This is a genomic window from Mesorhizobium sp. M0664 (assembly GCF_040320565.1).
In the GTDB taxonomy this organism is placed as follows: domain Bacteria; phylum Pseudomonadota; class Alphaproteobacteria; order Rhizobiales; family Rhizobiaceae; genus Mesorhizobium.
Window position 1 is genome coordinate 1 of sequence record NZ_JAMYPW010000025.1, and the last position, 22,685, is coordinate 22,685.

A 22,685-nucleotide genomic window follows, 5' to 3' on the forward strand; every position below is an offset into this window, starting at 1 on the left:
GGCACCGCGCCAAAGTAGCTCTCAAGGCAGGAAATGGCAGTCGCTCCTTCGCTCAACTGCCTCTCCAAAGAATCCTTTCTCAGCCTAAACTCAACCCCAAAATCGCCATATGCGATTCCCCTGCCCTTGAAGGGGAGATGTCCGGTAGGACAGAGGGGGGTGTGAAGGAATGCCAACGTCCCGGTTGGCCCGCCTCGTTAGAACAGGAATGCGGCCGTGGCGGGGTTCGGGCCGGTGCGGCCGTCGGGCGAATCCATGCCCCGGATAAGCTCGAGGTCCTTCGCTTCCAACTCGAAATCGAAGACATCGAAATTGGCGGCGATGCGGTCCTGGTGGATCGACTTTGGAATGACGATCAGCCCTTCCTGAAGGTGCCACCTGACGATCGTCTGCGCCACCGACTTGCCGTGTTTCCTGGCGATGCTTTCAAGCGTCGGATCGCTCAACAGCCGGCCGCTGCCCAGTGGGCTCCAGCTCTCGATGCGGATGTTGTGCCTGTCGTGGAATTCACGTTTGTCACGCTGCTGGAAGCGGGGGTGGAGCTCGATCTGGTTGACGGTCGGCGTGACGCCGGTCTCGCCGATGATCCGTTCGAGGTGGTCCTGGTTGAAGTTCGAAACGCCGATCGACTTGATCCGGCCTGATTGCCTGAGTTCGATCAGCGTCTTCCAGGCCTCGACATATCTGTCCTGGCTGGGCACCGGCCAGTGGATCAGGAACAGGTCGATCTGTTCGATGCCGAGCTTGCTCATCGTCTCGTCGAAGGCGCGCAAGGTGGCGTCGCGCTGATGCGCGCCGTTGCGCAGTTTCGAGGTGATGAACAACTCGCTTCTCGGCACGCCGGCCGAGCGGATCGCCTGCCCGACACCTTCCTCGTTCTGATAGCCTTCGGCGGTGTCGATCAGCCTGTAGCCGGCCTCGATTCCCCAGCGCACCACCTTGGCGGTGATGGCTGGATCGACCTGCCACACGCCGAGGCCGATTTGCGGAATGGCGGAGCCGTCGTTCAATCTGATTTGTTCAGGTCTATTCAGGGTAATCTGTTCAGGCATGTTCAGGTCCTTCTGCATCGTTCCGCCCGGCGCAGGCTCTATCTAGTCTGAATGGCCGCCAAAGCCAGTCGATATCAGGAGAATGTGAGGAGACGGACGTGAAGCGCTGATCCTCCGCTTCGGGCCGACAGCTCTCTGTGACCCACGGACTCCAGGGAACTCTATACAGGACGACCCCACTATCGCGGATTCTGTGGTATTCTGTGGACTATCCGAGGAGGCGACTGCGTTGACCAACAGCTTGGAAGCCGAAGGGGCAAGAGACTGGTCGCCCCTGCTGGTCGCGGCAGAACAAGGCGATGCGGAGGCGGTTCGATCGGAATTGGCGGCTGGCGCCGACATCAATCAGTCGGACGACGGCGGCTGGTCTGCACTTCACCTTTCAGCCCTCAATGGCCGCACAGCTGTGGTGGAGGCGCTGATCGAAGACCCGGAAATCGACGTGAATGCCAGAAACAAGTGGAAGAGCACGCCCTTGAGCCTTGCGTCGGCCAAGGGACATTACGCGTGTATCGCAGTCCTCGTGAGACACCCCCAAATAGAGATCAACGCGCGAGCTGACTACTACGGCAGAACGGCTCTTATCGAGGCGGCGAAGAACGGGCATCTCGAAGTCGTCAAGTTGCTCGTGGAGAATGGCGCGGAAGTAAATCTGACCGACAAGACGGGGAGAAACAACGCGCTCATCGAGGCTATCAAGGGGCGGCACTACGAGATCGCGGAATACCTGCTGGATTCTGGGAAAGTGAGCTTTATCAACAAAGAGATGAGGCTAAACGCCCTGATCTGGGCTGGCAGCTGCCACAACTCTCAGCTTATCGAAAAGCTGGAAGCCGCGATCCACAGTTTCTTCAACGGCAAATAAGGGCCTCGCCCTTACTGTCGCGGGGCGCGTCCGTATCTCCCGTCACGTCGACACGCTCGATGGCGCAAACGGCCCCGCGGCGCTTCACAAAAATTATTCAACCAAACGGTTGACTATCTCAAAGCGTGCGTCTATATTCAACTACATGGTTGAATTAGAGACACCCCAGATGGACGCGGTTTTTCACGCCCTTGGCGACGCCACCCGGCGGCACATGCTTCGCGATCTCGCCGATGGCGAGAAAACGGTAAGCCAGCTGGCGGAACCCTTCGCGATGTCGCTCGCGGCGGCCTCCAAGCACATCAAGGCGCTGGAGAACGCAGGGCTTATTCGTCGAGAGGTGAGGGGCCGCACGCATCTGTGCCGACTAGCCCCTGGACCGCTGGCCAGCGCCCATCAGTGGCTCAGCTTCTACGAGCGCTTCTGGACCGGTCGTCTCGATGTTCTCGAACGCCTTCTTCGCGAAGAGGACGCACGCAAAGCCCAGGATGAGTCCAGGAAATCGCCCAACCCGAAAGAAGGAGACGAGCAATGAACCAGATGAGAACCATCGACGCCTATGGCGAGCTGAGCGAGCCCGCCACATTCACCATCCAGCGCCTCTTGCCCGGCCCCATCGAGCGCGTCTGGGCCTATCTCACCGAGAGTGACTTGCGCCGGCAATGGATGGCCGCGGGCCAGATGGAAATGAAGGCCGGCAGCTCGTTCGAATTGGTCTGGCGTAACGACGAGCTGACGGACCCGCCTGGCCAGCGCCCCGCGGGCTTTCCCGAAGAGCATCGGATGGAGGGCCGGATCACCGAACTCGATCCGCCGCGCAAGCTTTCCATCACCTGGGGAAACACCGGCGGCGTCTCCTTCCTGCTGGAGGCGAAGGGTAACGATGTGCTGCTCACCGTCGTTCATCGCCGCCTGCCGGAACGTGCAATCCAGCTCAACATCACGGCCGGCTGGCACATACACCTCGACCTGCTGGCCGCCCGCCTGGCGGGCAAGACGCCGACCTCGTTCTGGGACGGCTGGAGCCGCCTGCGGGAAGAATACGACCGCCGCCTGCCGGCCTGATGTAACTCGCGGCGGCCATCCCTGAGGTCGCCGCCAGCAACACGAAGCAACGCTGAAACGATGAAACGTGCTTGCATCCCGCAAGCCTGATGGAGGAAGTCATGCGCAAATTGATCGCTGGAATGAAGATTTCCGTCGACGGCAAGATGGAGGGGCCCGAGGGTTATGCCGATTGGGTCGACGCGTGGTCGGACGAATACGGCCTGACGCCGCAAATCGACGCTTGCCTGCTTGGCAGCGTCATGTATGCCGGCTACGAGCGCTACTGGAGCGCCATCCAGAACGAGCCCGACAAGCCGCTGCCGATGACCGGCAAGTTACCGAAGCCGGCCGAGCTCGAATGGGCCAGCTTCGCCGCGCAGACGCCGCATTATGTGCTGTCGAACACAATGACTTCGGCGGCCTGGCCAAAGACGCGCTTCGTGCGGAATTTCGAGGATATCGCTGCGCTGAAACAGCAGCCCGGCAAGGACATCTACCTTATGGGCGGCGCCCGAATTACCGCGAGCCTTATCGATGCCGGGCTGGTCGATGAACTCAGGCTGATCGTCTATCCGCTGCTCGCCGGTGACGGAAAGGCGCTGTTTGGAACGGCGAAAAATCGTCGTGGGCTCGAACTGCGCAAGGTCGAACAGCTTTCGGACGGCCGCGTCGGGCTGGTTTACGGGATCGGCTAAAGCGCGTCGCATTCGATCGGCCTCATGCGACGCGCTTTTTCGCGGCGTGCATTAGCGCCAACGTCAGGCAACGGCACCGCGGCAGGCCCAGGCGACATTGGCAAAGGACCTCGGGCCGTCGGGCCGGCCGGCCTCATAGGCGTCGCGCATGGCGGCGTCGGTGCGCGCCCGCTCTTCCGGATCGAGCGCGGCCACATACTTGCCGAGCGGCCCTTCGCCGGCGGCAATCGGCGCCCAGTAATCACCGAAATTTTGGTAGTCCATGCGGATCATCAACTGGGTTTCCGTAACGTCGCGGAGACCCTGTTCGACAAAGGTCCGTTTCATTTCACCCGGCTGCATCATCGGCTGCGTGCAATAGCGGGCACGCAGCTGGCGTCCGCCTTCACTGAGCACCGCCACCGTGTCGATCATCATGCGCATCCCCGGCATGCCGCCGAGATGGTCCCATACCGTCGCCGCGACGACGCCGCCCGGCCGCACGACGCGGCGCATCTCGGCGACTGCCTTGCCGGCTTCGGGCACGAAATGGAGCACGAGCAGGGCTAGGGCACGGTCGAACGCGCCATCCTCAAAGGGCAGGGCGCAGGCATCCGCCTGACGGATTTTTATCCGCGGATCGGTGTTGCGTCGGATTGCCTCCTCGACGAAAACGGCCGAAAAGTCGATCGCCGCGACCTCGCCGAGGTCAGCGGCCTTGACGAGCGCGAAGGTCAGGCTGCCGGTACCGCAACCGACGTCGAGGATCTTTTCGCCGTCGGCAAGCCCCACGAAGTCGATGAACAGCGGCGCGAGTCTTTGGCTCCAGCGGCCCATGAGCTGCTCATAGCCGGCAGCATGATGAACGTTGAAACTTGAAGTCATCGAAGCCTCCTCCCAAAGCCGTATGCTAGACTTCGGCGGCCGCTGACGAAAGCCACTTTTGGCGCGTGTTGGTTCGGCAGCCCGGAGCGCGCGAAGACATCGCCGGCCGGATTTGATGGCGCCGGCCAGCCAGCCTCCGTGGCCTCGACCACCTATTCGGCGGGCAATCCGCGGCGCTTCCATTCGCTGCGCGGCACCGGATTTCCAACACGAAAGGCAAACGACACGACTCTCATCGCGTCCGGATCGACCTCGCAGCGAAAGCTCAGATCGTACCACTGCCCGTTTGCAGGGAACGGCGCACTGGCGACGTTCATGACCGTGCCGGCCTTCAGCCGATACTCAAGCAGGCTGTTTGGGAAATAGGGGGGCGACGCGTGCACCAATTGCTGTGCGAGTTCCGTGTTGCAGAGCTGACCGATCCGCACGGCGCGCGGCACATTTTTCATCGCGGTTGTCGCTACCGGATCACCGGTTGCTGATTTTGAGAACAATCTCTTCGCTTCCTGAAGCTTCAAGGGCCTTTGCACTTTGGCGACATCCGCTGGCTTGGGCTTCGGCGGCGGTGATGCGCCAGGCGACGGAGCCTGGTCTTTCCCCTCAACCGCTGTCACGGCAGGTGGCTGTGCAAGATCCTGGCTACTGGGAACTTGCGGCGCTGGCGGTTGTTCCGAACCATCCTCCGCACTGTTGCCGTCCAGAGACTTGCGAGGACCGGCGTCCTTCTCACCGAATTGGAAGACAGGTCTCTGCGCGGTGACCTCACGGCTCGTCGGCGTCTCGACCTTGGCTTCCGGCTGCTTTTCCGGCTTGGGCGGTTCAGCGGGGGACGGAGGTTTGGTTTTTTCCGGCGGTTTAGGCGGCGGCACGATATCAACTGCGATGGGCTGCTCCTTCTGCGGCTGCGGGGGCGACAGCGGCAGTGCGGACAAAAGAAGCGCGGCGGCGAGCAAATGCACGACCGCGGAGGCAGGCAAGGCCCACCCGAATACCCGGCGCTGATCCCGTATGTCGTCTCTCATTGTGACCGGTGTGTGGAATGAAATATTGGCGGCATCAAGCATCGATGCCGCCAGACGTCGAAATAACCTGTTGCGAATCGAAAGTCGGCGGCTGCAATGCGGCGCGGCATCCAATCGTGTGGCGTCGGCGTCCGCGCAGGGGACCGGGCCAGCAGCGCATGCATCAAGTCGTCATTTCAGGCGGCTAGCAGGCACGCCCTCCCGGCACGGTGTCGCCGGTTGAAATCACAGGGAAACCGATAGCCCGCCGTCAACCGCCAGCACGTGCCCGTTGACGTAAGCGGCAGCGTCGGAGGCGAGAAACACCACGGCTCCGCCGAGCTCCTCAGGCTGGGCCCAGCGGCCCGCGGGGGTTCGTGCCTCGACCCATTTGGTGAAGGCCTCGTCGTGCATAAGTGCGGTGTTGAGCTCGGTGGCGAAATAGCCGGGGGCGATGGCGTTGACGGTGATGCCGTGACGGCCCAGCTCAGCGGCAGTGGAGCGTGTCAGCCCGTGCAGGCCCGCCTTTGCCGCCACATAGGCGTGAATGGTGGGGCGGCCAAGGATCGCTGCGACCGATCCGGTGTTTATTATGCGCCCGAACTTGTTTGGCAGCATCAGGCGCACCGCGTCGCGCATCATGCGGAAGCAAGCCGACAGATTGACGGCAACCACATGGTTGAAATCCTCGTCCTGCCATTCGACCAGCGGTTTCCGATGCTGGATGCCGGCGTTGTTGACCAGAATGTCGAGGCGGCCGTGGCGTTCGACGATTCCTTCGAGCGACGCCCTTGAGATCGCCGCGTCGGTGACATCGAACGGCAGGGCTTCTGCACCGATCCTTTCGGCCGCCACGGAAAGGGCGGCCACGTCGCGGGCATTGACGATCACCGTCGCACCGTTTTCGGCAAGTGCCTTGGCCATGGCAAAACCAAGACCACGCGAGGCACCCGTGACCAATGCGACACGGCCCTTGAGCGAGAACAATTCCGGCATTGAGATCCCCTATGAAAAGGGCGGGAGTTTCCTCCCGCCCAAAAGCGCTATTTGGCGACGCAGGTGTCGGCTGTCTCCGGAGTGCAGACATCGAGGCCCGTGTAGGTCGGGTCGGCCGGCGGAGCCTTGCCCTCCTTCATGTCCTTCAGCGCCATCATCGTCTTGTAGCCCATCTCGAACGGCCGCTGACCGACCTGGCCAAGGGAGAAACCTTCCTTCATCTGGTCGATCTGTACCGGAAGCGTGTCGGCAACGACAAGGGCCAGGGCTTTCGAGGCGATCTTGTCCTTGTACGGTGCGACCGCGGCGCGGTTGGCGTCGGGGATGAACTGCGGGAAGCCACCGGTTGGGACGAATGCGTCGAGGTTCGGGTTTTTCGCCATGATATCCTCGAACTGTTGCACCGAAAGCGGGAAATCATCGTTGGTGTAGAGCGGACAGCCTTCGATTTCGGTCCAGCCGTTCTGGCCCGTCAGCCGATCCCCGGGCGAGGCCGCCGATTTGGTGCCCGAAAGTGTATCGCGAATGCCCTGCATGCGCTCGTTGTGGTTGGCCGCCGCGGCGCCGCCGGACTGGATGCAGATCGTGCCGCCTTTGGGCTTGATCTGCATGACAAGCTTGGCGAGGTTCTCGCCGATCTCATAATTGTGCGTGCCGATATAGGCAACGCGCAGATCCTTGTTTTCGGGCAGGAGATCGGAGTCCCAGGTGAGGACCGGGATGCCGGCTTCCTTGGCGGCCTGCAGCGCAACCGCCATCGCCGCGGCGTTCGATGGTGACACGGCGATGCCGTCCACCTTCTTGGCCACGAGATCCTGTACGATCTGTACCTGCTCGTCGCCGCCGCCATGCTCGCCGGGGCCGATATACATGCACTCCACGGCGCCATTGGATTCGGCCTCGGCTTTCTTGCAGCCGTCGCGTGCCTGGTCGAAGAAAGGATTGTTCATGTTCTTCGGCACCAGGGCGAAGGTGTATTTCGCCTGGGCGCCGGAAACGGCAAGCACCATTGCGCCAAGCGCGACGGCGGCCGTCAGCAGATGTTTTTTCATGTGACGTTCTCCTCCTTGGTGTGATGTCCCGCAAGCCTCCCGCCGGCGGGTTTCTAGCGGCGTTTTTTGGGCATCAAGACTGCCAGCGACGCGGCGAGAATCGATTTGCCGCCCGTTTGCATGCCCAAGAGAACCGCAAGAACGATGAAGGCGCCGACGAAGGCACCCTGCCAGTTTGAATCGATGCCGGCCATCAGCAGCGCATTCCTGATCACCTCGAGGAAGGCCGAACCGATGATCGCACCGAAGGCCGTGCCGGCGCCGCCCATGAGGCTGGCGCCGCCAATGACTGTCGCGGCGATAACGCGCAGTTCGTAGCCCTGGCCCATGGCATTTATAGCCGAACCGTTATAGCCGAGGAGCAGGAGCGAGGCGAGCGCGGCGGTGAAAGCCGAGAAGACATAGGCCTCGAATTTAATCCAGTTGACCGGAACGCCGGTGAGCCGTGCCGCCTCCTCATTGCCGCCGATGGCGAAGAGATGCCGGGCCCAGGCTGTGAAGTTGAATACGAAGCCGACAATCAGGGCCAGGATCACCATGGTCCAGAACTGTGACGACAGTTCTGGTATCCAATGCGGTGCCCAGTCGTTCGGACCATGCCGCGGCCATTTCCACTGACCGATTGCCTTCACAATCGGAGCATCGGGCCCGAACTGGTAGAGCATCTGGTTGGCCGAGAATACGACCGCCAGCGAGCGCGCGACGGACAGCATGCCGAGGGTGACCACAAAGGACGGCATCCCGACATAGGCGACAAAGAATCCGTTGACCGCGCCACAGGCCAGACCGGAGAAAAGGCCCATGGCGAAGGCGACGTACCAGGGATAATGCCAGGTGAGGAACAGGCCGGCGACGATGACCACGAGACCCATGACGGAGCCGACCGACAGATCGATACCGCCGGTGATGATGACGATCGTCATGCCAAGTGCCATGATGCCGAAAGGTGCGAAATTGCGCGTCACATTGGCGACGTTTTCAGAGGTGCCGAAGCTCGGCTCCATCGCAGTCATCAACATGACGAGCGCGATGAGCGCGATCATCACCCAGAAGGGCTGACTTGAAATCACACGTTGGAGAACTGTTTTTTCCTTGGTCGGGACGAAATCCGACATGGCCGGCCTGCCATGTTCTTCGACTGAGCCCTGAACGCCAACTGACTCCTGAACACTATTCGCCACGGATGGCCCCCGTTATCAGTCCGGTGATTTCCTCGGGCGATGTTTTGTCGGCTGGCTTGTCGGCAACTTTCGAGCCCCGCCTGAGGACGATAATGCGATCTGCCACGGCGAACACGTCAGGCATTCGGTGACTGATCAGCATGACGCCGACTCCTTGTGCTTTGAGGCGTCGGATCAGTTCGAGTACTTCCGCCACCTGGCGCACTGAGATGGCGGCCGTTGGTTCGTCCATCAGCACCAGCTTGGCATTTGAAAGCCGGGTCCGCGCGATGGCGACCGCCTGGCGCTGCCCACCCGACATCTTCCTGACGAGGTCGCGCGGCCGGGTTTCCGATTTGAGTTCCTTGAACAGCGCTGCCGAGCGATCGATCATCGCCTGCTTGTCAAGAATCCTGATCGGCCAGAAGCCCTTCTTGATCTCGCGCCCCAGAAAGACGTTCTGCGCGGCCGTCAGATTATCGGCGAGCGCCAGGTCCTGATAAACAACTTCGATCCCCTTGGCGCGGGCCTGCACGGGCTGGTGGAAGTGGCACACCTCGCCCTCGACTACAATTTCGCCGTCGCTCGGAGGAAAATTCCCGGCCACAGTCTTGACTATCGTCGACTTGCCGGCGCCGTTGTCCCCCATCAGACCAACGACTTCGCCTCGCTCCACCTGGAAGCTGACGTCGGTCAGGGCCTGGATAGCCCCGAAATTCTTGGAGACGTGGCGAACCTCAAGCACCGGCATCGCGGTCCTCCCGGGACAACATTTTATCGGTCTTGTCCCTGGTCTATGCACAGCAGCTAATCAGCGAAACGTATTCAACACAATCATTTATTAGGTCAGGCATTTATTAGGTCAGGCCTCCCGGCAGTGACACGCGTCGTCTTAGGCCGTGACCTTGTAGCTGCTGCAGAACACCGAGGGCTCGGCCGGTCCTTAAGACAATCACCAGGCGATCCTCAGGCTTGCGCCGCTTCATATCCGTTTCGGGTGAAATGAGCAGGCATTTTGCGAGCGGTGCCAACGCCTCGGGTATGGAGCGCGGCAGAACACGGTTTGCGTCATTCAAACACACGAGGACAGTGGCCAAGCCTGTCCCTAGCGTGCGTCGGCCAGAGCGCACGTCAGGAGATGAACCCGCATTCGGGGGAGGCGAGGGTCAAGTATTGAAAATCCGCTCCTTGCCGGCGCTGCACGAGAGGGATATTCGGTCATGAATTTCAAAGGTTTGATCAAGCGTGCCGAGACAGTGGAGAGAGCGTTCAAGGAGCTCGAAACCGATTTGGCGGATGCGTTTAGCGAATGTCTCAATGTGGACGATCAGTCGCCGTTGAACGACGTCACTGTGCCGGATGAGACGGTATCGGATGAGAATCTCGCGACAACGGATGACAGCTCGCAGCTCGAAGCCAATGCGGACGCCTTCGAGACCGCACGACGGCTGTCCCCCCATACGCAAACCCGGCTGGCTGCCTTAAATGCGGTCGATGGGCTCTTTCACGACGCGCAGGAGTATCTGGGGGAGATCAATGCGAAACTGTCGGAGATCGCGACCTCGCATCATCTGACGGGCGAATTCCTGAAACTGCTTCACGGCGACATTCTTCGCGCCAACGAATTGGAGCTGGCAAATACCGGCCTGACCGCGCAGCAAAGGGTGCTGTCCGAACAGCTCCACGATGCAACCAGAAAGCAGCGCGAGCGCGACAGCGCTATCGAGGCCCTGCAGCAGCACGAGGCGAGCCTGGTCGAGGACAAGGAAGCACTTCGCGGCGCGCTGGCTGCGGCAAGGCTGGAACTCGTCGTCGCAGGCAATGCGAGCGCAAAACGCGAGGCCGAGTTCGGCGAGCTTGTCAAAACGCTCTCGGCCAGAGCGGTCGAGGCCAACAGACGCTCGCGCGAGAACGAGATGCTGCGGGAGAAGCATGTCAGTCTGTCGATCGATCTCGACAAGGCGCTGAAACGGGAGGCCGAGGCGCGGCACAGGCTGGACGAACTCTCGACCGTCCATGCCAATGACGCCGCGCAGGTTTCCGAACTGCTGGCCGCGCTTGGCAAGAGCGAGAAAGAGGAAATGCGGCTGCAGAAATCGCTCGATATGGCGCAGACGAAGCTATCGGAAATAACGGAAGCGGCCCGCCTCAGGGACGGTGACAGGGAAGCCGAGCTTGCACGCAGTGTCGCGGAGATGACCGGCTTGCGTTCTGAAATCGAGGACCTTCGATCGCGGCTGGAAGCCGCCTCCAACCACAACAGCGAAGCCGTCACCGAGATCGCCAGGCTCAAGGCTCAAGCGAGCGACGCGGTGGCCGAAAAGCAAATTGTCGAGCAAAAATTGTCCGCTCTCACGAAGGAGAGCGAACACGACAAGATGAACCTTTCCGCGGTCAGCGCGAATTTTTCGCAGCTTTCCCTGCAGCAGGCATCCGAACAGATACAGTTCGACGTCCAGCGGCAGGAATGCGAGGATCTGCGAGCCGAAGTCGCGTCGCTTCAAGCCCGGGTCAAGGAACTGTTGCCCTATGAGCGGCTCCACAAGGCCACCAACGCCAGACCGCGTGAAGACGGCGTGGTCGAGATCACCGCCGCGGTGGCGGAGAAGGCCCGCGCCAGCAGGCGGCGCCTTCGCCTGCGCGCTGCTTCGTAGCTCAGGCGCGGCTGTCTGAATTTCGACTGGTGCGAAGCGAACATCCGTCGATGGAAGCGATCCTTGGGGCTGGCCTCCCCTGCGTCAGGCTGCAATAGTGCACGCCGGTGAGGCGGAGGGGGCTGAGCGTGCGGCTATTCACAAACCGGAACCACCTCCGTTGGAGGTTGGCCGTCATCGCAATCATGGTGCTTTCGCCGAAGGCGGCGTCGGCCGACACCATTACGCCCGACCGGGTCGCCGCGGCCATTGCGAAGCTCGAATTGCTTGCCGAAGGCGTCGTCGCGGATGGTAGCGTGCCCGGTCTGGCCATCGGCGCCGTGCACGGCGACGAGGTGATCTTCCTCAAGGGGTTCGGGCATCGCGAAGCCGGAAAACCGGAGATCGTCGATGCTGACACGGTCTTCCAGATTGCCTCGCTCTCCAAGCCGGTCTCCGCCACCGTCGTGGCGGCGCTGGTCAGCGACGGGATCGCTTCGTGGGATTCCAAGATCGCCGACCTCGATCCGGCTTTCCGGCTCGCTCAGCCCTATCCGACCAGCGAACTCACGGTCCGCGACCTGTTTGCGCACCGCAGCGGGCTTCCCGGCACCGCCGGCGACGACCTCGAGGACATCGGCTATGACCGCGCGGAGATCCTGCGCCGGCTGCGGTTCGCGTCGCCGTCATCGAGCTTTCGTGCGGGCTATTCCTACAGCAATTTCGGACTGACCGAGGGTGCGGTCGCGGCCGCGAAGCCGACGGGTAAATCATGGGAAGAGGTCGCCGAAGAGAAGCTCTACCGTCCGCTTGGAATGGCCTCGACCAGCTCCCGTCATTCGGACTTCATCAAGCACGCCAACCGCGCCGAGCTCCACGCCAAAATCGATGGCGCCTGGATCGCGAAGGTCCAGCGCTATCCGGATGCGCAGGCGCCAGCAGGCGGCGTCAGCTCCACCGCACGCGACCTCTCGCAATGGATGCGCCTTGTGCTCGGCAACGGGGTCTATGCCGGCAAGAGACTCATTGCCGCCGATGCGCTGGAACAGACACATATTCCCTTGACGGCTCGCGGCAAGAATCCCGTCTCCGGAGGCGAGGCCTTCTACGGCCTCGGCTGGAATATTGAATTCGGCCGGCACGGGCTGATCTGGGGTCACGCGGGCGCCTTCAGCACCGGCGCACGCAGCCTGGTGATGCTCTTCCCCGAGGAGAAGCTTGGCATCGTCGTCGTCGCCAACGCCTTTCCGACAGGCGTGCCGGAGGGGCTGTCCGACAGCTTCGCCGATCTCGTTTTCGACGGAACGCTGGGGAAGGATAAGGTAAAGGCATGGAATAATATCTATGCGAGCATGTTCGGCCCGGTGATTGCGGCGGCCAAGGCCACCTATGCCGCGCCGCCCTCTCCAGCAAGTCCAGCCGAGCCGGCTAGTGCCTATGCAGGCCGTTACTTCAACGATTTCTTCGGCGATGCTATTGTATCGGGCGAAGGAGACACTCTTGTCCTCAAGGTCGGGCCTGCCGGCGCGCGGTCCTATTCGCTGAAGCATTTCGACCGCGACCTCTTCGTGACCTTCCCCGATGCCGAGATGCCGGACAGGCCCTCGGCCGTCAGCTTTGCCGTCGGCCCCGACGGCAAGGCGTCGGCCATCACCGTCGAATTTCTCGACGACAATCATCTCGGCACGCTGCAACGCGTGGGAGATTAGAGCACTTCCAGGAAAGTCCGGAGCGGCTTTCCGTCCATAATTGCGTAAAAACAGATATTTGGAGCGGGTCAGCGACTATCAAAAGCTGAACCGCTTTAGGTCAAAATTCAATCAGCGGGCTGCCGCCAACAGCCGAGATGGTCAAAAAGCAGTCAAGCTTATTATGGTAGGAATCGCCGATAGCGGATTCGACAAATCATGCAAAGACCGACTAACGAGACCAGTCGGCTTTCGTCCCAAATTGGAGACCAGCAGGTGGCCTGGGTGCAGAATTGGGTCTGGCTAGTTAATTGGAACCCGCTGATCGATGAACTCGGTCACATGGCTGGCGAGGCCCTTGATGTCGGATTGCGTAGGATTCTCGAAGACGAGCTCAAAGAAACCGATACAGATGCATCTCCACAGCGATGGGCATCGTGCCATTTCGATGGTCCCCGACCGATTGCCGCTTTGTTCGGAATTGATCAAGGAACAGACATTTTACTCGTTCGGATCGAGGTGCCAGACAACCTTTCTGTACGCGCCGAGACAACACTTGATCTGATGAAGTCATACGCGTTTGTGGCGCTTGACTGATCGTCCGCAATGGGGTCGAACCTGGTCGTTGAGTGTTTGGCTCGTTCTCAACTCAAAGGCGCCGGGCCGAACTGGAGCAGTTTGAAGCAATCGCCGCTTCCTGACTTCAACTGCGTCAGAAAGGGTTTCGACCGGTCGAGCCATTCCTGGTGCGATCTGGCATCGGCTTCGATTTCATTGGCCGGTGCAAGCTTGACGAAGCCGCGCCCCGTGCTGAAAAGCCAGCACGCGCGGGCGAGAAACCGCCTGCTGCGCTGGCGCAGGAGGTCGGCATCATAAAAGACGTCGAGCACCTCCTGCTTGATCTTCCGTTCCTTTTCGGGATTGGCGATCGCAACCTCGATCGGCTCGCCGCCGATTGCATCCTGCAGGTCCTTGTAATCCAGAGCGATCTGGGTAGTGGCATATTTGATGTCGCTCTCGTCCCGGACGATGTTGAACCATAGCGTTGGGTTGAGCTCGTTGACAACGAACGATGCTTCGAAATCGCGTGACAGATTGAGAATATCGAACCCCTGAACATCGACGTCGCGCTCGACCAGAAGGATCTGCGAAACCTGCTTGGCGAGCCCCGTTCCCTGGGCGCTGACAGCGGCGTTGTCACCGCCGTGTTCCGGACTGGCATAGGCACCGCCATCATCCAGCAGCGCGTCGAATTCGCCGAGGGCCTCCACGACAGCGCTGCCGCGGGCAACACGCGCCGCCAGTTTGGCGAGAACCTGCTGGAGCTCCGTTTCGCGTTTGCGCTGGTCCTGATAATTCTGCTGGAAAAAGAAGATGAACAGGGACACGCCAATCCCGATCAGGATCACGCCCAGCTGCGAAAAGATATTGCGATAATATTCCAGCAGCTTTTCACGATGGCGTACGTCGTCACGCACACTGTGCGCCACGCGAAGATTGACGATCAGCGAAACGACCAGGAGCCCGGCGCCGACCAGGATCAGGCCACCGATCAGCAGGTAGCCATGTCGTGAGTTGAAGTCCATTGCTTTGCCGCGCTCCCGAAACCCCAGACAGCGCAGACTAATACCATTCCGCCTCAACACCTACGATCATCCCCACCATTCGGCCACTGTTCTTACAGCCAGGACTATGCTCGCCATCCGCCTCGTTTCGTGGCGGTCTTCTCGCAGCCGGATTCAGGCCGCGTGCTTGGAACCAATGACGGGCGAGACTGTTCAGCTATGACTTTGATACGACGCCGACGTGCCCGGCCGGCTGGGCATGCGGCGATCTTGAGGAGTTCTCATCATGAAGATTTCGTCCAGATTTCGTTCAGTCGCAGTTGCCGTCATCGCTGCGGCGGCAGTTAGCTTTGCCAGCGTCGCGCATGCCGACAGCGGTACGATCCGCTTCGCCGTCTACAAGGCGGCCTTCTTCATCGGCGGCTCCGGAGGCGAGGGCACACTGACCTTCCATGGTCGCCGATATCCCATCTCGGTCGGCGGCATCTCGGGCGGCCTCGCCTTCGGCGCCTCCAAGACCTATTTCAAAGGTACCGTGCGCCACATACGCCGCGCCCGGGATGTGACGGGGGTGTACGGTGCAGCGGGCGGTGGCGGCGCGCTCGGCAAAGGAGCCCAGGTGATCGTCATGACCAATGACAAGGGTGCCCAACTCGAACTCACGGGCAGGCAGGTAGGCCTGCAAGTCAATGCCGATCTCAGCGGTATGAGCATCTCGCTGAAATAAGGACAGTCACTGCATTCGTTATTCCTTGGATGGGCCGGATTTGGCCGCTCCAAACCGCAACCCATCCATCAGCAGCGACACCAATCGGCGCGAGCGGTCGCGCCAGTCCTTGGTGTCCGGGGCCGAATAGATGCCGCCCAGCGCATGCAGCACGTCGGAGGCATCGACATCGCCGCGGATCGAGCCGTCGGCGACCGCAGCATCGATCAGCCGCCGCAAGGCGAGCGTCACCCTGCCGGAAACGTCGGAGAACAGGGTTGAGTTGGTCGTGAGCAGGATGCGCAGGCTTGTCGACAGCCCGCGCTTGGTGGCGATGTAGTCGACGAAGCGCTGCATCCATTGTTCGAGCGCCATGTCGGGCGCATGATCGCGGGCGAGTTCGTCGGCCGCCTGGCACAGTCCTTCCACTTCGCGCCGATAAACCACCTCGACCAGGTGCTCGCGGGTTGGGAAATGCCGGTAGAGCGTGCCGATGCCGACGCCGGCCTGGCGCGCAATCTCCTCCAGCGAGGCATCGACGCCTTGCGCGGCAAAGGCTTTTGCCGCGACCTCGACCAGAGCATCGCGGTTGCGCTGCGCGTCGGCGCGCAGCGGCTTTGCAACGGCGGCTTCGGTTTTGTCTCCAGAAATGACGGGCGGCTCCGCGGCCAATTTTTTCTCCAGTGCTGATCCGAAGCATACCCGGATAGGCAGGCCCCGTTTCAAGAACGCAGACGCTTCCACCTTCGTTACGTCTCCGGCAAATATAATCGCAAGTAAACATAATCACAGGATCGAATCTGGGCCGGCGTTCCGGCAGGCGAGGCATCTTGCCCGCCTCCGGTGCACGGCCCGTGGATGACGTCCGGTGGATGACGACGGAGGATATTTCCTCGCGGCCGGCACTCGTCATCTGTTCGGCCGATGCCGTGGGGCAAAAATGAGCCCATGTTGAGCACGATCCCCTCAGGATCATTGGACTGTCCTGCCCCTACAGACAGTTCAGAGAGCACCACCGGCTTGGGCCGGTGGTGCTTTTTTGTCTCCAGACATGACGGCCGGCTGCCCTGCCAATTTCCTCCAATTTTGATCATTTTCGATCCGGGGCTTGAACAGGGCGGAGCAGGCCCTTAGGTAACAAACGGAGGCGCCTCCGATTGTGGAGCGCCTTTCTCATGTAATCACGGGATCGGGTATGTCACGTCTTTCGACCTCCCAAGTCGCAGCCCCGGAGCTCGCGCCAAGTCGAACCGACCCCCTCTGCCCTGCCGGGCACTTCCCCCAAGGGGAAGATAGCCTTCACCTAGCCATAAGCTGACCTTGCCGCTCGCCGGCCGGGCACCAGATCATCCCCTCCCGCGTCAAGCAACTGGAGCCAGACGCCCCATGACAAGCAAAACCCGAACTCCAATCCAACTTCGAATCAACGGACATCGACATGAGCTGGAGGTCGAACCGCGCGTTACCCTGCTCGACGCCTTGCGCGACCATCTCGGGCTGACCGGCACCAAGAAGGGCTGCGACCAGGGCCAGTGCGGCGCCTGCACCGTTCATATCGACGGCCAGCGCGTGCTGGCCTGCCTGACGCTTGCCACTCAGGCTGAAAGCAGGGACATCACCACCATCGAAGGGCTTGCCGGGGAGGATGGCACGCTGCATGCGGTGCAGGCCGCCTTCCTCGAACAGGATGCCTTCCAGTGCGGCTATTGCACGCCGGGCCAGATCATGTCGGCGGTCGCCTGCATTCGCGAAGGCCATGCCGGCTCGGATGAGGAGATCCGCGAATACATGGCCGGCAATCTCTGCCGCTGCGGCGCCTATCCGCATATCGTCGCCGCCGTGCGCCAGGCGGCCATGGAGGCCGCGTCATGAGGGACTTTTCGTATCTCCGCGCCGGCTCCGTCGATGCAGCCCGTGAGGCAGCAGCACTTCCCGGCGCCATGCTTCTGGCCGGCGGCACGACGCTTGTCGATCTCGCGAAATGCGGCGTTGCCGAACCCGAGACCGTGGTCGACATCACCCATCTCAAAGGACTGGACACGATTGCCGTTGATGACCGGGGCGCCACGATCGGCGCGCTGGCCAGGATGAGCCGCGTCGCCGACCATGCCGATATCAAGAGCCGGTTCCCCGCAGTCTCGGAAGCATTGTGGCAGGCGGCATCGGCGCAGCTGCGCAACATGGCGACGATCGGCGGCAATCTGATGCAGCGTACACGCTGCCCCTATTTCCGCGATCCGGCAAATTTCCCCGCCTGCAACAAGCGCTCGCCCGGCAGCGGCTGCTCGGCGATTGGCGGGGTCACCCGCGGCCATGCCGTGCTCGGCACCAGCGAGGCCTGCGTCGCCACCTATCCCGGCGACCTGGCGGTTGCACTCGTCGCCTTCGACGCGATCGTCCATCTCGGCGACCGTCAGATCGCCGTCGATGATTTTTTCCTGTTGCCGGGCAGCACACCCGAAAGGGAACATGCGATCGAGCCGGGCGAGATGATCACCGCGATCGGCATTCCCGCTTCGGCGGCCGCCCGCCGCTCGACCTATCTCAAGGTCCGCGACCGCCAGTCCTATGAATTCGCCGCGGCAAGTGCCGCGGTCGGCATCGAATTCGAGGCCGACGGAAGGACGATCCGCGATCTGCGCGTCGCGCTTGGCGGCGTCGCCACCAAGCCATGGCGCGCCCTTGCCGTCGAAGAGGCGCTGAAAGGCAAAGTGCTCGAGCCGGAGGTCGTCAGGCAAGCCAGCCTGCTCGCCGTCGAGGGCGCCGTCGACCATGGCGCCAACCACTACAAGATCGAACTGGCGCCGCGCGTCGTCGCCCGCGCCATCCTCAAAATGGGAGAAACGGCATGACCGTTCACGAGTTGAGAACAAGACCCGGCGATGCCAAACGCGGCGACGCTTCGGACGGTGCCGTCCTCGCCGACCAGGTCGGCGGCCGGCTGTCGCGCGTCGACGGCCCGGCCAAGATCACCGGTGCCGCCAAATACGCCGTCGAGCAGCAGCTCGAGGGGCTTACCCATGCGGTGCTGGTCGAGAGCACCATTGCCGCCGGCCGGGTGCGTTCGATCGACACGGCCGCGGCCAAGGCGTCGCCCGGCGTGCTGCTGGTGCTGACGCCCGACAATATCCTGCCGCTGAGAACCGCAACGGACTGGCTGGGCACGCCGCCGCCGGACGTCGCTTATTGCCCGCTGGCGCGCGACATCACCTTCAGCGGCCAGCATGTCGCGGCGGTGGTGGCCGAGAGTTTCGAGCAGGCGGTCGCCGCCGCGGCGCTGGTCAAGATCGCCTATGACGAGGCGCCGGCGATCGTCGACCTCAGCGATCCAAAGGCCGGCGACGGCATCCCCGTCGATGCGATGACCAAGGAATGGGGCGAGGCGGAGACAGCGTTCGCCTCGGCTCCGGTCAGGATCTGCAACGCCTACAACACGCCGCGCGAATACCAGGCGCCGATGGAGCCGCATGGCCTGATCGCAAAGTGGCAGGGCGACCAGCTGACGGTCTGGGAGCCGAGCCAATGGCTCGACGGCATGGCGCGGACCTATGCCGAATGGTTCGGCGTGCCGTTCGAGAATGTACGACTGGTCTCGCCTTATATTGGCGGCGGCTTCGGCTCCAAGGCGTTTGCCTATGGCTACGGCGCTGTAGCGGCAGTCGCCGCGAAAATGCTGGGACGGCCGGTGAAGCTGGCGGTCACCAGGCCGCAGACCTTCACCGCCTATGGCGGACGGGCGGCGACGCGCCAGACCGTGGCGCTCGGCGCCAACGCGGAGGGCCAGATCCAGTCGATCGTGCATCGCGGCGTCAACGAGACCTCGGTCGACGGCATGTGGGTCGAGCCGCTCGGCTCGGTCACCTCGGTCATGTACGCGACGCCGAATTTCTCGTCGCGGCAGAACGTCGTGCGGGTCAACACGGTGGTGCCGGGGGCATTGCGCGCGCCGGGCGAGAACCCGAGCGCCTTCGGCATCGAAAGCGCCATCGACGAGCTCGCCTATGAGGTCGGTATCGATCCGCTGGAAATCCGGCTCAGGAATTATGCCGAGCAGGATCCGCATGCGAAGAAGCCGTGGTCGACACGGCAGCTGCGTGAGGCCTTCGCGGCCGGCGCCGAAGCCTTTGGCTGGTCGAAGCGGAACCCCCGGCCGCGTTCGATGCGCGACGGCAACCAGCTGATCGGCTGGGGTGTCGCGGCAGGCACCTATCCGGTGCGGCGCGCCTATGGCGAGGCGGTCGTGCGCATTCTCGCCGACGGCTCGGTCGAGGTCGAAAGCTCATCGATCGACATGGGGCAGGGCACCTACACGATCCTGGCGCAGACCGCCGCCGAGGTGGTGGGCGTGCCGGCGGAAAACGTCGTCGTCAAGCTTGGCGATTCCCGCTATGCCCGTGCCGGCGTCACCGGCGGTTCGCGGCTGGCCGGGGTGATGACCGGCGCCGTCCACAAGGCGGCGAGTGCCGCGCTCGACCAGCTGATCGGGCTCGCCATCAGCGATCCGGCTTCGCCGTTCCATGCGCTGCAGGCCAACACGCTCGTCGTCGCCAATGGCCGCATCGCCTCGCCGCGCGGCAACGGCCCTGAAGTTTCCATCGCCGAACTGCTCAGGAGCGTCGGGCGCGAGCATATCGAGGCGAAGGGCGACACCATGCCGGCCAATTCGACGGTCGAGGACCGCTACAAGAACTACACCACCATAGCCATGGCGCTGCCACACACCGAGGGCGACTATTCCCGCCACAGCTGGTGCGCGCATTTCATCGAAGTCCGTGTCGACGAGGACTTTGGCACGGTTCGCGTCTCCCGCGTGGTGTCGGCGCTGGATTCGGGCCGGCTCTACAATCCCAAGCTCGCCGAAAGCCAATGGAAGGGCGGCATCATCATGGGCATCGGCCAGGCGCTGCTCGAGGAGGGCATCGTCGACCGCCGGCATGGGCGCATCGTCAACGACAATTTCGCCGACTATCTCATCGCCACCAATGCCGACATTCCCGACATCGAGGTGATCTCGGTCGGTATTCCCGATCCGCATTCCTCGGCGCTTGGCGGCAAGGGGGTCGGCGAGCTGGGCATTGTCGGCGTGGCGCCGGCGATCGCCAACGCGGTATTCCACGCCACCGGGAAAAGGGTGCGGGACCTGCCGATCACGCTGGAGAAGCTGATTTAGGCGGAGGTTGGGACTGTCGGCGCATTGGCGATTGTCAAAAGCCGAGGTGACGACCGATCTCCCCACGAGAGGGGAGATCGGCAGCTTCAACGCTCTGCCTTTTTCAGGCTCACCACGACAGACTGAACGCGAGCTTGCCGAAATGCCGGCCGCCGGCTGCCATGTGGGCGTAGGCCTCGGTCGCCTGGTGCTGGCTGTAGACAGTGTCGATGACCGGATCGATACGGGCGGCGCCGATGGCGCGCGCCGCGTCGCACAGATCGGATACCGAACCGGTGTTGTTGCCCACAACCTTGAGTGCCTTGATGATGATCGGCAGCAGGTTCGTGGTGGCCTCGGCGCCGGTGACGAAGCCGATGGCGAACACCGTGCCGCCGGGCGCCGCGGCATTGATGGAGCGGGCGAAGGTGGCCGAGCCGCCGGTTTCGACGATCAGATCGGCGCCGAGGCCGTCGGTCAACTCGAGCACCTTGGCGTCCCAGTCCGGCGTCTCACGATAATTTATGAGATGATCCGCACCCAAGGCCTTGGCGCGGGCCAGCTTTTCGTCAGACGACGAGGTGATGATGACCGTGGCGCCGGCTGCCTTGGCCAGCTGCAGGGTCAGGATCGAGACACCGCCGGTACCGAGCAGGACGACGACCGACCCCGGCCCGGCATCGGCGGCGCGAAGCGCATTCCACGCGGTGGTGCCGGCGATCGGCAGCGTCGCTGCCGCTTCGAAGGACAGATGCGCCGGCATCGGCACGACGGCATTGGCCGGCAGCGCGACATATTCGGCGAGCGAGCCGGGCAGTGTCAGCCCGCGCATCTCTCTGGTCTCATAAGGCCGCGGACGGCCGCCGATCCAGCGCGGTTTTGCATGGGCGATGACGCGGTCGTTGATGGCGAGCCTCGACACGCCCTCGCCGATGCCGACGATCTCGCCGGCGCCGTCGACGACGGGAATGAGCGGAAAGCTCGGACCTGGATAGTTGCCGCTCGCTATCGCGACATCGACAAAATTGAGGCTTGCGGCGCGCAGGCGGATCAGCACTTCGCCGCGTTGCGGTTCAGGCGTGGGAACGGTGGCCGCGCGAAACGCGTCCAGTCTCGGGGCAGTCAGTTCGATCGCTTTCATGTCTCACTCCGGTTGATGGCCGATTGACGGGCCGGGATTGAGTGAAACTAGCTGCTGCGCTATTGGTATATAATCCTTGGCTTTTACATTTGAGCTCTGCACCTGATGCAGCAATCGCACGAACCGGCAGCATTGGTCGAAATGGCCGCCTTCGCGGCAATCGCTGAAGCACGCTCCTTCACCAGGGCGGCTGCTCGCATCGGCCGCGACGCGACGATCCTGTCGCGGCGCCTTGCCTCGCTGGAAGAGCGGTTGGGCGTGCGCCTGCTGCACCGGACGACACGAAGCGTGTCGCTGACCGAGGCGGGTTCGGAATTTCTCATCCGGGTCCGCGCCATCCTGGCTGCGGTCGACGAGGCCGAGGCTGTCGCGTCGGCGCATGCCGGCGGCGGGCCGCGCGGCGTGCTGCGGCTGGCGCTGCCCGGCTCGTTCGGGCGCATGTGGATCGGCCCGCTGCTGCCCCAGTTTCTCGCCGAATTTCCCGACGTTCGTATCGAGGCCGAGTTCTCCAACCGCTTCGTCGATCTCGTCGCCGAGAATTTCGATGTCGCCGTGCGTCTCGGCGCGCTGGAGGATTCGCGGCTGGTGGCGCGCAAGGTCGCTACACGGCGGCGGCTGCTGTGCGCCGCGCCGTCCTACCTCGCCCGCCGGGGCACGCCGACTGCGCCGGAGGCGCTGCTGGAACACAGCTGCCTGGGCTTCTCGGGTTTCCAGACCTTTCCGGCCTGGGAGATGACCGACAGTTCGGGTCGCCGCATCAGTATCGAGGTCTCCGGGCCGCTGGTCACCGACGACGCCGAGGTGCTGGTCGAAGCCGCCGTGCAAGGCGTCGGACTGATGATGAGCACGGATTGGCTGGTCGGACGCGAGCTCGCCGACGGCCGTCTGGTGCCAGTGCTGGAGGACTGGACGCTTGCCGACGAGGGCGCCGTCTATGTCGTCATGCCTTCGGCCAAGGGGCAAGCCGCCAAGACACGTGCCTTCGCCGACTGGATCGGCAAACGCTTTGCGCCGGTCCCGCCGTGGCGGAGGTGAGGGTGGGTCGCGGCGCGTGGAGCGTCAGCGCCGTCT

General features: G+C 62.6%; 22 protein-coding genes. 12 read left to right on the forward strand and 10 right to left on the reverse strand.

Annotation, left to right across the window (positions count from 1 at the left end; translation table 11 throughout):
* Positions 1 to 197 precede the first annotated feature (197 nt).
* Positions 198 to 1,052, reverse strand: coding sequence for an aldo/keto reductase (locus NKI39_RS20915; RefSeq protein ID WP_352774375.1), 855 nt, complete (start codon positions 1,050 to 1,052; stop codon positions 198 to 200).
* 229 nt (positions 1,053 to 1,281) lie between these two features.
* Between NKI39_RS20915 and NKI39_RS20920 the strand changes: the two genes are divergently transcribed.
* The 4 genes from NKI39_RS20920 (at position 1,282) to NKI39_RS20935 (ending at position 3,659) form a co-directional block, all read left to right on the forward strand.
* Positions 1,282 to 1,917 (forward strand): ankyrin repeat domain-containing protein, encoded by a 636-nt coding sequence (locus NKI39_RS20920; protein ID WP_352834078.1) that lies wholly within the window; start codon positions 1,282 to 1,284, stop codon positions 1,915 to 1,917.
* Positions 1,918 to 2,062: 145 nt separating this feature from the next.
* Positions 2,063 to 2,452: an ArsR/SmtB family transcription factor gene (locus NKI39_RS20925; RefSeq protein WP_352569142.1), complete on the forward strand. Its 390-nt coding sequence runs from the start codon at positions 2,063 to 2,065 to the stop codon at positions 2,450 to 2,452.
* Complete coding sequence (locus tag NKI39_RS20930) at positions 2,449 to 2,982, forward strand: SRPBCC family protein (RefSeq protein WP_352472189.1); 534 nt, start codon at positions 2,449 to 2,451, stop codon at positions 2,980 to 2,982. Before NKI39_RS20925 ends, NKI39_RS20930 begins: the two co-directional genes overlap by 4 nt.
* Positions 2,983 to 3,083: 101 nt before the next feature.
* The gene (locus tag NKI39_RS20935; protein ID WP_352451449.1) at positions 3,084 to 3,659 is read left to right on the forward strand and encodes a dihydrofolate reductase family protein; all 576 of its coding nucleotides are present in this window, start codon (positions 3,084 to 3,086) and stop codon (positions 3,657 to 3,659) included.
* Positions 3,660 to 3,722: 63 nt separating this feature from the next.
* Here the strand turns inward: NKI39_RS20935 and NKI39_RS20940 are convergent, their stop codons facing one another.
* From NKI39_RS20940 to NKI39_RS20965, 6 genes are all read right to left on the reverse strand, one after another.
* Complete coding sequence (locus NKI39_RS20940; RefSeq protein WP_352834081.1) at positions 3,723 to 4,523, reverse strand: class I SAM-dependent methyltransferase; 801 nt, start codon at positions 4,521 to 4,523, stop codon at positions 3,723 to 3,725.
* 152 nt (positions 4,524 to 4,675) lie between these two features.
* Positions 4,676 to 5,587, reverse strand: coding sequence for a DUF930 domain-containing protein (locus NKI39_RS20945; RefSeq protein WP_352834084.1), 912 nt, complete (start codon positions 5,585 to 5,587; stop codon positions 4,676 to 4,678).
* Between the two features lie 183 nt (positions 5,588 to 5,770).
* A complete protein-coding gene (locus tag NKI39_RS20950; protein WP_352489988.1) occupies positions 5,771 to 6,520 on the reverse strand; it encodes a glucose 1-dehydrogenase in 750 nt (249 codons plus the stop codon).
* Between the two features lie 47 nt (positions 6,521 to 6,567).
* The gene (locus NKI39_RS20955; protein ID WP_352489989.1) at positions 6,568 to 7,572 is read right to left on the reverse strand and encodes a sugar-binding protein; all 1,005 of its coding nucleotides are present in this window, start codon (positions 7,570 to 7,572) and stop codon (positions 6,568 to 6,570) included.
* A gap of 53 nt (positions 7,573 to 7,625) precedes the next feature.
* Entirely contained in the window at positions 7,626 to 8,687 is a 1,062-nt protein-coding gene (locus tag NKI39_RS20960) for an ABC transporter permease (RefSeq protein ID WP_352489990.1), read from the reverse strand.
* 55 nt (positions 8,688 to 8,742) lie between these two features.
* Positions 8,743 to 9,483, reverse strand: a complete 741-nt coding sequence (locus NKI39_RS20965) for an ATP-binding cassette domain-containing protein (RefSeq protein ID WP_254819718.1) — start codon at positions 9,481 to 9,483, stop codon at positions 8,743 to 8,745.
* Positions 9,484 to 9,952: 469 nt separating this feature from the next.
* Here NKI39_RS20965 and NKI39_RS20970 point away from each other — a divergent pair, with 469 nt between their 5' ends.
* The 3 genes from NKI39_RS20970 to NKI39_RS20980 all read left to right on the forward strand — a co-directional run bounded on the left by NKI39_RS20970 (position 9,953) and on the right by NKI39_RS20980 (position 13,650).
* A complete protein-coding gene (locus tag NKI39_RS20970; protein ID WP_352472183.1) occupies positions 9,953 to 11,386 on the forward strand; it encodes a coiled-coil domain-containing protein in 1,434 nt (477 codons plus the stop codon).
* A 185-nt stretch (positions 11,387 to 11,571) separates the two neighbouring features.
* Positions 11,572 to 13,074 carry a serine hydrolase gene (locus NKI39_RS20975; protein WP_352834184.1) on the forward strand — a complete coding sequence of 501 codons (1,503 nt, stop codon included), beginning with the start codon at positions 11,572 to 11,574 and terminating at the stop codon, positions 13,072 to 13,074.
* A gap of 255 nt (positions 13,075 to 13,329) precedes the next feature.
* Positions 13,330 to 13,650 (forward strand): hypothetical protein, encoded by a 321-nt coding sequence (locus NKI39_RS20980; RefSeq protein WP_352501252.1) that lies wholly within the window; start codon positions 13,330 to 13,332, stop codon positions 13,648 to 13,650.
* A gap of 47 nt (positions 13,651 to 13,697) precedes the next feature.
* Here the strand turns inward: NKI39_RS20980 and NKI39_RS20985 are convergent, their stop codons facing one another.
* On the reverse strand, positions 13,698 to 14,639 hold the full coding sequence (locus NKI39_RS20985) for a hypothetical protein (protein WP_352834087.1): 942 nt from the start codon (positions 14,637 to 14,639) through the stop codon (positions 13,698 to 13,700).
* A gap of 265 nt (positions 14,640 to 14,904) precedes the next feature.
* On the opposite strand from NKI39_RS20985, the gene NKI39_RS20990 reads away from it, so the two are divergent.
* Positions 14,905 to 15,345 carry a lipid-binding SYLF domain-containing protein gene (locus NKI39_RS20990; protein WP_352451439.1) on the forward strand — a complete coding sequence of 147 codons (441 nt, stop codon included), beginning with the start codon at positions 14,905 to 14,907 and terminating at the stop codon, positions 15,343 to 15,345.
* Between the two features lie 18 nt (positions 15,346 to 15,363).
* Here the strand turns inward: NKI39_RS20990 and NKI39_RS20995 are convergent, their stop codons facing one another.
* Positions 15,364 to 15,996, reverse strand: a complete 633-nt coding sequence (locus tag NKI39_RS20995; RefSeq protein ID WP_023677324.1) for a TetR/AcrR family transcriptional regulator — start codon at positions 15,994 to 15,996, stop codon at positions 15,364 to 15,366.
* A 714-nt stretch (positions 15,997 to 16,710) separates the two neighbouring features.
* Between NKI39_RS20995 and NKI39_RS21000 the strand changes: the two genes are divergently transcribed.
* From NKI39_RS21000 to NKI39_RS21010, 3 genes are read left to right on the forward strand one after another with little or no spacing between them, the layout of a single operon-like run.
* Positions 16,711 to 17,196 (forward strand): (2Fe-2S)-binding protein, encoded by a 486-nt coding sequence (locus tag NKI39_RS21000; protein ID WP_352451438.1) that lies wholly within the window; start codon positions 16,711 to 16,713, stop codon positions 17,194 to 17,196.
* Entirely contained in the window at positions 17,193 to 18,176 is a 984-nt protein-coding gene (locus NKI39_RS21005) for an FAD binding domain-containing protein (RefSeq protein WP_352834090.1), read from the forward strand. Before NKI39_RS21000 ends, NKI39_RS21005 begins: the two co-directional genes overlap by 4 nt.
* Positions 18,173 to 20,494, forward strand: coding sequence for a xanthine dehydrogenase family protein molybdopterin-binding subunit (locus NKI39_RS21010; RefSeq protein WP_352834093.1), 2,322 nt, complete (start codon positions 18,173 to 18,175; stop codon positions 20,492 to 20,494). Before NKI39_RS21005 ends, NKI39_RS21010 begins: the two co-directional genes overlap by 4 nt.
* A gap of 109 nt (positions 20,495 to 20,603) precedes the next feature.
* Here NKI39_RS21010 and NKI39_RS21015 read toward each other — a convergent pair whose 3' ends face one another.
* On the reverse strand, positions 20,604 to 21,614 hold the full coding sequence (locus NKI39_RS21015) for a zinc-dependent alcohol dehydrogenase family protein (protein ID WP_352541190.1): 1,011 nt from the start codon (positions 21,612 to 21,614) through the stop codon (positions 20,604 to 20,606).
* A gap of 105 nt (positions 21,615 to 21,719) precedes the next feature.
* Here NKI39_RS21015 and NKI39_RS21020 point away from each other — a divergent pair, with 105 nt between their 5' ends.
* Positions 21,720 to 22,649, forward strand: a complete 930-nt coding sequence (locus tag NKI39_RS21020) for a LysR family transcriptional regulator (RefSeq protein WP_352685278.1) — start codon at positions 21,720 to 21,722, stop codon at positions 22,647 to 22,649.
* Positions 22,650 to 22,685 lie beyond the last annotated feature (36 nt).